This window comes from Jiangella asiatica, assembly GCF_004349065.1.
Classification (GTDB): Bacteria; Actinomycetota; Actinomycetes; order Jiangellales; family Jiangellaceae; genus Jiangella; species Jiangella asiatica.
In genome coordinates, this window is record NZ_SMKZ01000093.1 from 1 (window position 1) to 10,381 (window position 10,381).

Annotated in this window: 9 protein-coding genes and 1 tRNA gene; 5 read left to right on the top strand and 5 right to left on the bottom strand. The window is 71.6% G+C overall.

The features are described 5' to 3' along the window. Nucleotides 1-127: 127 nt before the first annotated feature. Nucleotides 128-204: transfer RNA gene (locus E1269_RS31270), tRNA-Met, on the bottom strand. Between the two features lie 65 nt (nucleotides 205-269). On the opposite strand from E1269_RS31270, the gene E1269_RS31275 reads away from it, so the two are divergent. Then, nucleotides 270-767 carry a GNAT family N-acetyltransferase gene (locus E1269_RS31275; protein WP_131902051.1) on the top strand — a complete coding sequence of 166 codons (498 nt, stop codon included), beginning with the start codon at nucleotides 270-272 and terminating at the stop codon, nucleotides 765-767. A gap of 7 nt (nucleotides 768-774) precedes the next feature. Here the strand turns inward: E1269_RS31275 and E1269_RS31280 are convergent, their stop codons facing one another. Beyond that, the gene (locus E1269_RS31280; protein WP_131902053.1) at nucleotides 775-3,738 is read right to left on the bottom strand and encodes a UPF0182 family membrane protein; all 2,964 of its coding nucleotides are present in this window, start codon (nucleotides 3,736-3,738) and stop codon (nucleotides 775-777) included. Nucleotides 3,739-3,911: 173 nt separating this feature from the next. On the opposite strand from E1269_RS31280, the gene E1269_RS31285 reads away from it, so the two are divergent. Both E1269_RS31285 and E1269_RS31290 read left to right on the top strand, forming a co-directional pair. Beyond that, nucleotides 3,912-4,439 (top strand): PPA1309 family protein, encoded by a 528-nt coding sequence (locus tag E1269_RS31285; protein ID WP_131902055.1) that lies wholly within the window; start codon nucleotides 3,912-3,914, stop codon nucleotides 4,437-4,439. Nucleotides 4,440-4,503: 64 nt separating this feature from the next. Further along, a complete protein-coding gene (locus tag E1269_RS31290) occupies nucleotides 4,504-5,259 on the top strand; it encodes a class I SAM-dependent methyltransferase (RefSeq protein WP_131902057.1) in 756 nt (251 codons plus the stop codon). Here E1269_RS31290 and E1269_RS31295 read toward each other — a convergent pair. The 3 genes from E1269_RS31295 to E1269_RS31305 all read right to left on the bottom strand — a co-directional run bounded on the left by E1269_RS31295 (nucleotide 5,250) and on the right by E1269_RS31305 (nucleotide 7,894). Continuing rightward, nucleotides 5,250-6,299 (bottom strand): YlbL family protein, encoded by a 1,050-nt coding sequence (locus tag E1269_RS31295; protein WP_131902059.1) that lies wholly within the window; start codon nucleotides 6,297-6,299, stop codon nucleotides 5,250-5,252. The two genes, E1269_RS31290 and E1269_RS31295, sit on opposite strands and share 10 nt — an antisense overlap. Before the next feature lie 63 nt (nucleotides 6,300-6,362). After that, the gene (locus tag E1269_RS31300; protein WP_131902060.1) at nucleotides 6,363-6,785 is read right to left on the bottom strand and encodes a molybdenum cofactor biosynthesis protein MoaE; all 423 of its coding nucleotides are present in this window, start codon (nucleotides 6,783-6,785) and stop codon (nucleotides 6,363-6,365) included. Nucleotides 6,786-6,790: 5 nt separating this feature from the next. Then, complete coding sequence (locus E1269_RS31305) at nucleotides 6,791-7,894, bottom strand: NAD-dependent epimerase/dehydratase family protein (RefSeq protein WP_203434273.1); 1,104 nt, start codon at nucleotides 7,892-7,894, stop codon at nucleotides 6,791-6,793. Nucleotides 7,895-7,969: 75 nt separating this feature from the next. On the opposite strand from E1269_RS31305, the gene E1269_RS31310 reads away from it, so the two are divergent. Beyond that, nucleotides 7,970-9,361, top strand: coding sequence for a zinc-dependent metalloprotease (locus tag E1269_RS31310; RefSeq protein WP_131902064.1), 1,392 nt, complete (start codon nucleotides 7,970-7,972; stop codon nucleotides 9,359-9,361). Nucleotides 9,362-9,764: 403 nt separating this feature from the next. Further along, entirely contained in the window at nucleotides 9,765-10,355 is a 591-nt protein-coding gene (locus tag E1269_RS31315; protein ID WP_131902066.1) for an NUDIX hydrolase, read from the top strand. The last annotated feature ends 26 nt before the right edge of the window (nucleotides 10,356-10,381 follow it).

Genomic DNA, 10,381 nt, shown 5'->3' on the forward strand with positions numbered 1-10,381 from the left:
CTCGTCCTGGACCCCACACGCATCTACCAGCCCACCGGCCGCCCACCCGGACCAACCCGGAAATGACGAACGGCCCGAACCCACAATCCGCAGGTTCGAGCCATTCCGATGTCCCGAGACATCACATTGGTAGCGGGGGCAGGATTTGAACCTGCGACCTCTGGGTTATGAGCCCAGCGAGCTACCGAGCTGCTCCACCCCGCGTCGCGGTTACTAGGTTACCTGGCGCGCGAGTTGGCGCCAAATCGGGGGACGCCACAATGGCGTGCATGACGGACTTCCAGGTGCAGACCGCCCAACCGGCCGACTTCGACGACATCGGGCGCATCACGGTCGAGGCGTACGACGTCGACGGCTTCCTCGAGGGCGATCACGACTACGCCGAGGAGCTGGCCGACTCGGTCAGCCGGGCAGAGAAGGCAACCCTGCTGGTCGCGGCCGAGACCGACGGCACGGTCCTCGGCAGCGTCACGTTCTGCCGGCCCGGCAGCACTTACACCGAGATCTCACGTCCCGGCGAATCGGAGTTCCGGATGCTCGCCGTGGCACCAGCCGCCCGCGGCCGCGGTGTCGGGGCCGCGCTGGTGCACAGCTGCGTCGAGCTGGCCCGCCGGCACGGGGACAGGGCGCTCGTCCTCTCCTCGCTCCCGCGGATGCGCACGGCACACCGGCTCTACGAGCGGCTCGGCTTCGTCCGGCTGCCCGAGCGGGACCACGAGCCCGTACCCGGGATCCGGCTCATCGCCTACCGCCTATCTCTCCCGTGATCGCGCGCTACGGGGTCGGGGCTGGCGTCGGGGTTTCGGGCGACTCGCCGGAAAGCTCCTCGGCACGCGTCATGGCCGCTTCCATCCGCTCCAGGGCGGCGGCGTAGTCGTCCCAGCGACCCTCGGCCTGAGCTTGTCGCGCCTCCTCCCAGGCGGTCCGGAGCTCGGCGATCGCCGCCTCCAGGTCACCGCTCGCGGGTGGCGTGGTCGGCTCCTCGGTGGGCGACTGCTCGTCGGTGGGCGGAGTGGTCTCCTCGCCTGGTGGTGGTTCGTCGACGATGCCGCCCTCCTCCTCGGTCTCGGCGCCGGACTCGCCCTGGAAGATCTGGTCGAGCGCGCCCTGGAGGGTGTCGTCGAAGCCGATGCTGTCGCCGAACTGGACGAGCACGCGACGCAACAGCGGGTAGGCGGCCTCGCCAGAGGCACGGACCACGTACACCGGCTGGACGTACAGCAGGCCGCCGCCGACCGGCAGGGTCAGCAGGTTGCCCAGCTCGGTGACCGCGTCCCCGGATCTCAGCAGCGTCAGCTCCTGCGCGACGTCGGCGTTGCTCTCGAAGTCGTTGGCGACTTGTCCGGGCCCGTCGATCTGGGTGTTCCCGGGTAGTCGGAGGATCTGTAGTTGCCCGTAGTCCTCACTTCGTGCATCGGCGTTGACCGCCATGAACGCTGCCAAGTTCTGTCTACCGCGCGGGGTGTACGTCGTCGTGAGCGAGTACACCGGTGCCTCGGCACCGGGCATCTGGATGCTCTGGTAGTACGGCGGCTGGTCGACGTCGACCTCGGCGGCGGGGTCGGCCGGGACCAGCCAGCGGTCCTGGCCGCCGTAGAACGTCGACGGGTCGGTGACGTGGTACTCCTCGAGCATGCTGCGCTGCAGCTTGAAGAGGTCCTCGGGGTAGCGCAGGTGGTCGAGCAGCGGCTCGGGGATCTCCGAGCGGGGCTCGACGGTGTCCGGGAAGGCGCGCATCCATGCCTGTAGGACCGGGTCGTCCTCGTCCCACGCGTAGAGCGTGACGGTGCCGTCGTAGGCGTCGACGGTGGCCTTCACCGAGTTGCGCACGTAGTTGATGAAGTCGTCCGGCTGCGCCGCGAGCGCCGGTCGGGCGGTGCGCGAGTCGCTGGTGGCCTCGCTGAGCGACACCCGCTCGCCGTACGGGAACGAGTTCAGCGTCGTGTAGCCGTCGAGGATCCACACCACCCGGCCGTCGACGACGGCAGGGAACGGGTTGGCGTCGACGGTCAGCCACGGTGCGACCTTCTCCACGCGCTCGCGCGGGTCGCGGTCGTAGAGCAGCCGCGATTCGGCGTTGATGCGGTCGGACAGCAGGAAGTTGGCCTCCTGGAACCGGGTGGCGTAGAGCAGCCGGTTCCAGAACGAGCCGATCGGCACGCCGCCCTCGCCCTCGTAGGTGTTGCGGCGCTCCTCGCCGGTCTCCGGGTCCTCCGGGATGTCGTACTCGACGGGATCGCTGCCGTCGGGCGCACCGACGACGGAGTAGCTGGGCGAGTTCTCGCCGAAGTAGACGCGCGGTTCGTACTCACCCAGGACACCCTGGGTGGGGATGTCCTCCTCGGCGAACTGCGGCGCACCGTCACTCTCGCGGGTGTTGCCGTAGGCCGCGACGACGCCGAAGCCGTGGGTGTAGACGGTGTGCTCGTTGATCCAGTTGCGCTGCTCGTCCGGGATGCCGTTGGAGTCGACTTCGCGGACCGCCACGACCATGTCGCTCTCGCTGACCTCGCCGGTGTCGGGGTCCTGGACCTCGTACCGGTCGACATCGAGCGGGTCGCTGAACGCGTAGAACCCACGGACCTGCTGCAGTTGCTGGAACGCCGGCGGGATGACGCTGGGGTCCATGAGCCGGATACCGGGGATGGTGGCGGAGTCCTCGGCCAGCTGCCCCTCGGAGACCTGCGTGGTGGCGTCGTACTCCTCGGTCTGGACGTCATCGATGCCGTAGGCGTCGCGGGTCGCCTCGATGTTCCGCTCGATGTACGGGCGCTCACGGCTGGCCTCGCTCGGACGCACCTGGAACTGCTGGACGAGGAACGGCCACAGCCCGCCGAGCAGCACCGCCGACAGCACCAGCAAACCCAGCCCGATGCCCGGGAGCATCCAGTTGCGCCGCCAGACATTGACGAAGAACAGCACGGCGCAGATGGCGGCGACGAAGACCAGGATGGTCTTGGCCGGGAGCACCGCGTTGATGTCGGTGTAGCCGGCACCGGTGAACCGATCCTGCGGGTCGCCCTCGATGACCAGCGCGTACCGGTCCAGCCAATAGGCCACCGCCTTGAGCAGCACGAACAGCCCGATCAGGACGGACAGATGGGCCTGAGTGGCCGGGCTGACCTTCTGGCCGGCCGTCTGCAGCCGGATGCCGCCGTAGACGTAGTGCGTGACGGCGGCGACCACCAGACCGAGGACGACGACGGCGAACCCGTAGCTGACGATGTAGCGCCACCACGGGTAGTCGAAGGCGAAGAACCCGATGTCGATGCCGAACTGGGCGTCGGTCTGTCCGAACTCGCCGCCGTTGCGCCAGATGAGGAACGTCTCCCACTGCCCGCCCGCGCTGGCGCCGGCCATGATGCCCAGCAGCGCGGCGACGGCACCGAGCACCCAACGGCGCATCGGGTCGATCGCGTCGCGGTAGCGGTCGAGGCTCTGCTGCTCCACGCTCATCGGCCGGTAGCGCGGACGCAGGCGGTACGCCACGATGCCGTTCACGACCACGGACGCGGCCATGAGCAGGCCGAAGACGATGAACAGCCCACCCCGGGTGACCAGCTGAGTGGTGAACACGTCGGTGAAGTCGACGGACTGGTACCAGAGCCGGTCGGTCCAGAACGACACGATCAGGATGTACGCGGCGATAAGCACGCCCAGCACGACCAACGTGGGCAGCAGTGCCCGGGAGCGTCGCGGCGAACTGGGCCCGCGGAACGGGTTGGCGGGTCTGGGCATGTCCTGGCTCACCCCTGGAAAACTATCTCACCGCCCTTCGCGGTTCCGACCCGCCGTCGAATCGTGACCTTCGACCCGCCCGTGACGTGACCTTTCCGGCCCGTCCGGAGCGGCGGCCAGCGACGCCGGAGGGGATTCGTGCCCCGGTCGCCGGGCGTGCGACGATGACGGCCATGAGCGCGGACGACCAACCCTCGGCCCTCCAGCAGGCGCTGGCCGAGATCGACCGACACGTGCGGGACGACGGCTGGGACCAGCCGGCCCGGCTGTACGCACTCGCGCCGACCGGCGACCTCATCGCGCGTGAGCCGGCGTTGGCCGCCAGTTTCGGCATCGATGCCGAAAAGCTGACCGACGACGCGCTCACGCCGATCGAGCAGGACGTCCCGAACCGGCCCATCGAGGACCTGCTGCCCAGCATCACCTGGCCGGAGACCGTCACCGGCTGCGCGCTGGTGCTCGAGCGGATCGTGCTGCCACCCGGCGCCGAGGAGCAGATGCCCGCCGGCGACGCGGAGGCCGCCAGCTGGGCGCAGCGGCACCCGGCCCGGTCCGACGTCCGGGTGGTCGTGGGCGTCATGCGTGACGGCAGCCGGGCGTCGGTGATGCGGGTGCGTGGCCACGAGGCCGACGACGAGCTCATCCACGGCGCAGAGCTCTCCCCCGAGCTCGGCGACGCGCTGGCCGAGACCTTCCTCTAGACGCCGCGAGACCCGGCGCGAAATCCCCGCGACAGCAGCGCCGCCGCCGTGGCAGGGTCGGTCCATGCCAGCCGAACCCGGCCGCGTGGCCGAGGGCTACGCCGATGCGCGTTTCGCCGAGCTGTACGACGCGGAGAACCCGTGGAGCCGCTCCGACGACTTCTACCAGGCGCTGGACCTGCGGGCCGGGTCCGTGCTCGATGTCGGGTGCGGCACCGGGCGGCGGCTGATCTCGACTCGTGAGCGCGGCCACGACGGTGAGCTCACCGGCGTCGACCCCGCGCCTGGCATGCTGTCCGTCGCCCGGCGCGGGTCCGACCGTGTGCGGTGGGTGCTCGCCGACGCCGTCACGATGCGCCTGGACAGCCGGGTCGAGCTGGTCACCATGACCGGCCACGCGTTCCAAGAGCTGCTCGACGACGACGCCGTGCGGGCGGCGCTGGCCACCTTCCGCCGGCACCTCGAACCCGGCGGGCTGCTGGCGTTCGAGACGCGCAACCCGGCCGCACGCGACTGGGAGGGGTGGCGGGCGCAGCGCACCCGGCAGGTGGTCGCCAACCCGGCCGGCGAGCGGTTCGAGACGTGGGTCGACGCCCCGGAACCGCACGGTGACCTCGTGACATTCCAGTCGTGCATCCTCGACCTGGGCAGCGGCGACCTGCACGCGGAGTCCAGCACGCTGCGGTTCGTCGATCCCGGCCGGCTGCGCGAGCTGGTCGAGGCTGCCGGCTTCGTCGTCGAGGGATGGTTCGGCGACTGGGACCGCGGACCGGTGACGCCCACCAGCGCCGAGGTGATCGTGCTGGCGCGTCAGGACTGACAGGTCGGCAGGTCTTCGGTGTCGCCGGCGACGAACGACTCGATGGTGCCGATGGCGTCGTCGAGCGTCTCGACCGGCACCACGAGCATGTCTCCGTTGTTGCCGCCGGCGGCCTCGTCACAGTTGTCCACCGGCGCCAGGAACAACTCGGCACCGTCGTGGTTGGCCGCGGCGATCTTCTGCTGGATGCCGCCGATGGGGCCGACCTCGCCGTCCGGGCTGATCTCACCGGTGCCGGCGAAATGGCGGCCGTCGAGCAGCGCCCCTTCGGTGAGGGTGTCGTAGATGGCCACGGCGAAGATCATGCCGGCGCTCGGGCCGCCGATGCGCTCGTCGATGCCGATCTCTATGTCGATCGGGATGTCGAAGCCGGACACCGGCTGGAAACCGACCAGCGCCCGGCCGTCGTCCTCGGCCGCCGTCGTCTCGATGCGCTGGGTGAGCTCCTGGCCCTCCCGCTCGACGACGAACACGACGGTCTCGCCGGGCTCGTGCGCGGTGACGGCGTCGACGACGTCCTGCGGCGTCGCGATCGGGGCGCCGTCGACAGAGACGACCACATCGCCGGGCTCCAGCACGCCGTCGGCGGGCGCGTCCTCGACGACCGCGTCGACGAGGACCCGCTCGGGGATGTCGTAGCCCAGCTCCCGCAGCGCGGCGACCTTCGCGTTCTGCTGCGAGTCGGCGAGCATGGCCGCGTTCTGCTGGCGCGACTGCTCCGCCGTCGTGCCCTGCGGGTAGACCAGCTCGCGCGGGATGACCGCCCGGTCCGGGTCGGCCCACGCCCGCAGCGCCGTCAGCAGGTCGAGCTCGGCGTCGGCGGAGGTGACGCCCACCGTCGTCAGGTCCAGCACGCCGTCGGTCGGGAAGGTGTCGGCGCCGTCGATCTGGACCACCGCCTCGCCGTTCCACTCCCCCAGGGTGTCCTCCACCGGGCCGGGCGAGTAGACGACGTAGGGCAGGTTGAGCATCGACGCCACCGCGACGAGCGCGACGATCAGGGCACCGGCGACGGCCAGCGTCGCGGAACGGCGGGTCATCGGTGTCGGGGGTCCTCACGGTGAACGGCAGGGTCACCTAAGGGTACGCGTGCCGCCACCGGATCACGGCGCGCCGACCCACTCCTCGCCGCCGTCGTCGAAACGCTGGTGCTTCCAGATGGGCACCTCGCGCTTGAGGTCGTCGATGAGCCGGCGGCACGCCTCGAACGCCTCCTGACGGTGCGCGGCGGCCGCCGCGACCACGACGGCGATGTCGCCGATCTCCAGGTGACCGACGCGGTGGGTCGCCGCGAGCGCGCGGACGGGCACGTCGGCGGCGACCTTCTCCGCGACGGTCCGCAGTGTGTCGGTGACCGTGGGGTGTGCCTCATAGTCGAGGCTGGTGACGTCGCGGCCACCGTCGACCTCGCGGACGGTGCCGACGAAGACGCAGGTGCCACCGGCGCCACGGTCGGACACGGCCGCCAGCGCCTCGTCGACGGACAGTGGCTGGTCGCGCACGTCCAGCAGCCTGATGACGTCCATCTTGCCTACCCCCGCTTCCTTCGCCGAGCCTTGCGGACCACCACCGCGGTGCCGAGGATGGCGACGGTGGCACCCGCGGCGCCGATGGTGGCCGCCGTCGCCGTCTCGCGACGCCCGATGCGCCGCGACGCCAACGCGTGCCGGCCGCTCACCTCGTCCATGAGAGAACGTAGCGCCGCGGCGTTGTCGTATCCGGGCTTCCAGCCGGCCTCGCGCAGCCGGGCGCCGGTCACCACCCACGGCCTGGTGACGAAGTGCAGCTCGCTGGCCGGTGCCGGCGTGACGCCGAGGCGGTGCAGCCGCTGCGCCGTGCCGAACGCGAACGATGCCGGCAGCTCGATACGGCTGCGACCGGACAGCTCCTCCACCGTCTGCTGGTCGAGGTGGCCGTCGCTGGCGACGGTGACCGGTCCCTCCACACTGTTGAGCACGACGAACTCCAGCGCCGAGGCGAGGTCGTCGACGTGGCAGAACTGCCAGGCCGGCTCGCTGCCCCGCACCACCAGCAGCCGAGGCGCCTCGAAATGCCTGGTCAGGACGGTGTCGACGCCAGGACCGACCACCGCGGCCGGACGGACCACCGTCACCGCCGTGCCCGGATGCGAGCGCGGCGCCCGCGCGCAGAGGTCCTCGACCTCGAGCAGGTCGCTGATGACCGACCCGTCCGGTTCCGCGCGTAGCGGCGCGTCCTCGTCCAACGGGACAGGGTTGTCCGGCTCGGCGCCGTAGACCATGGCGCTGCTGACGACGGCGACGTGGCGCACGCCGGCGGCCGCGGCCGCGGTCAGCACCGCCTGAGCGCCGCGGACGTTGCGGTGCGAGCGGACCGCCGGGTCGTCGGTGATGCCGGTGTCGACCGCGGTGTGCACGACGGCGTCGACCCCGGCCAGCCTGGTGACTATGGCCGGATCGGTGAGGTCGATCACGCGCCAGGTGACGCCGTCGACGTCGCCGCGGACGTCGTCGAGCCCCACCACCTCGGCCACGTCGCCGCTGGCCACCAGGCGCGACGCCAGCAGGCGGCCGACGCCGGACGACGCGCCCGTGACCGCGACCACCAGGCCGCCGCCGTTGCGCCCAGCGCGAACCCGCCGCGACTGTCTGCTCACGACTACCCTTTCTACGACTACCGTGGAACGCATGAGGCGCTCCGCGAACGCTTCCATCCTGCCTGAGGCGCTGCCATGAGTGATGTCCCGTTCGGCTTCCGTTCCGCCGACGACCCCAACGAGCCCGGCGAGAACCGGCCCGACAAGCGCGAGGGTGCTGAGGGCGGCGCTGGAGGTGGCGCTGGTCAGGGCGCCGGTGGCGGCAACCCCAACGACCCGCTGAGCGGCCTGTTCGGGATGTTCGGCGCCGCCGGAGCCGGCGGCCCTGGCGGCTCACCCGACCTCGGCGCGCTGTTCCAGCAGCTGGGCCGCATGTTCTCGTGGTCGGGCGGCCCGGTCAACTGGGACCTCGCCGGCCAGGCCGCCCGCGAGGTCGTCGCCGCGGCCGGTGACCGCTCGGTCAGCGGCACCGACCGCCGCGACGTCGACGAGGCGTTCCGGCTCGCCGACACCTGGCTCGACGGCGCCACCTCGTTCCCGTCCACCGGCGGCGCACCGCGCACCTGGAGCCGCGCGGAGTGGGTCGAGGGCACCCAGGCCGCCTGGCGCGACCTCGTCGAGCCGCTGGCCGGCCGGGTCTCGGAGGCGATGAGCTCGTCGCTCCCGCCGGAGATGGCGCAAGCCGCCGGCCCGCTGGTGGGCATGCTGCAGCAGGTGGGCGTGTCCATGTGGGGCGCCCAGGTGGGCCAGAGCATCGGCAAGCTGGCCGGCGAGGTGTGCGGCTCGGCCGACATCGGCATCCCGCTGGCCGCCGGGCACCCGGCGCTGCTGCCGGCCAACGTCCGCGCCTTCGGCGAGGGCCTCGGCGTCGACGCGCGCGACGTCACGCTCTACCTGGCGCTGCGCGAGGCCGCCTACGTCCGCCTCTACGGCCATGCGCCCTGGCTGCGCTCGCACATCATCTCGCTGGTCGAGGAGTACGCCCGGCACGTCAGCGTCGACACCAGCGCCATCGAGTCGAAGATGCGCGAGATCGACCCGCAGCGGCCCGAGGCACTGCAGGAGGCGCTCGAGGGCGGACTGTTCGACGTGCCCACCACGCCGGCCCAGCAGGCCGCGCTCGACCGGCTCGAGCTCGCGCTCGCCCTGGTCGAGGGATGGGTCGACGACGTCGTCACCCAGGCCACCGCCGATCGGCTGCCCTCAGCCGGAGCGCTGCGCGAGACCGTGCGACGTCGCCGGGCCACCGGCGGGCCGGCCGAGCAGACCTTCGCCACTCTGGTCGGGCTGCAGTTGCGGCCGCGCCGGCTGCGCGAGGCCTCGCTGTTCTGGGCCGCGGTCCGCGAGGCCCGGGGCGCCGACGGCCGCGACGCCCTGTGGGCGCACCCCGACCTCATCCCGACCGCCGAGGACATCGCGGACCCCAAGGCGTTCCTCTCCCGCGACGAGCTCGACATGTCCGGCCTCGACGACACCCCCGCCCCGCCGGAGGACCCTCAAGACCCCTCGGACCCCGACGCCACATGAGGCACTTCTGCGTGCATCCATGGATGCGTGGGACCCCGAAATGATCACGTTCAGCACGAGATCTCGTGTCACACCATGCTCGCAATCATGGTGAGGCTCGGGTGATCCTGCTGAACGTGATCATTTCGAGCGCACGGTGCAAGAGTGCTGCGGTTGACCAGGCGGCGGGGTACAGCGATGCCACCCCCGGTGCCGCAGCGATCCCGCGCCGGTCCAGCCATCTGCGGCGACCCCCTACGGGCCGACTTTCCTGCACCGCTTGGTCGTCGGGTCCCCGGGCCAACGCCTCCCGGGGCAGCAACCGGGTCGTCGCGGCACCTGTCTCCACCGGCGTCGCGATCCGAACGGCACCGACCCACACGTTGAGCATGGGCGCGCCCGCTTCACCAGGAATGCACGTCTGGTGACGGCGCGCCGCGACCGGGCCGACCCGCACGCCGACGCCGTCGTCACGCTGTCCGACTGGGTCGCGCCGTCCGAGCACCAGGAGCGGTTGCGCCGGCGCTACCTCGACGTCCTGGCCGCAAACCCGGACGGGCTCTGGCGCTCCTGCGCTCCGGCCCACCTCACCGGCAGCGCGCTGATCGTCGACCCGTCCGCCGAACGGGTCCTGCTCCTCCTGCACGCGAAGGCCGGCCGGTGGCTGCAGGCCGGCGGCCACTGCGAGCCCGGCGACGCGTCCCTGGCCGCCACCGCGCTGCGTGAGGCCGCCGAGGAGAGCGGCATCGACGGGCTGACCCTCGGGGCCGGCGCCCGGCCGGTCAAGCTCGACGCGCATCCCGCGCTCTGCCGGCCCGGCGTGGTCGAGGAGCACCTGGACGTGCAGTTCCTCGTGCTGGCCGCCGCGGAAGCGGTGCCGGTCGTCAGCGACGAGTCCGACGATCTCGGCTGGTTCCCCTACGACGACCTCCCCACTCCCCTCGGCGACGGCGTCATCGAGCTCATCGCCGCCGCCCGCCCGTTCCTCCCGACCCCGACGACGCCGGCGACCTGATCAACCTCGTTACCCCGTGTGACGGG

Coding starts and splice junctions, on each gene's coding strand:
- E1269_RS31280 (WP_131902053.1), bottom strand. CDS start 3,738: ATGCCCAGACCCGCCAACCCGTTCCGCGGGCCCAGTTCGCCGCGACGC.
- E1269_RS31290 (WP_131902057.1), top strand. CDS start 4,504: ATGCCAGCCGAACCCGGCCGCGTGGCCGAGGGCTACGCCGATGCGCGT.
- E1269_RS31295 (WP_131902059.1), bottom strand. CDS start 6,299: ATGACCCGCCGTTCCGCGACGCTGGCCGTCGCCGGTGCCCTGATCGTC.
- E1269_RS31300 (WP_131902060.1), bottom strand. CDS start 6,785: ATGGACGTCATCAGGCTGCTGGACGTGCGCGACCAGCCACTGTCCGTC.
- E1269_RS31310 (WP_131902064.1), top strand. CDS start 7,970: ATGAGTGATGTCCCGTTCGGCTTCCGTTCCGCCGACGACCCCAACGAG.
- E1269_RS31285 (WP_131902055.1), top strand. CDS start 3,912: ATGAGCGCGGACGACCAACCCTCGGCCCTCCAGCAGGCGCTGGCCGAG.
- E1269_RS31275 (WP_131902051.1), top strand. CDS start 270: ATGACGGACTTCCAGGTGCAGACCGCCCAACCGGCCGACTTCGACGAC.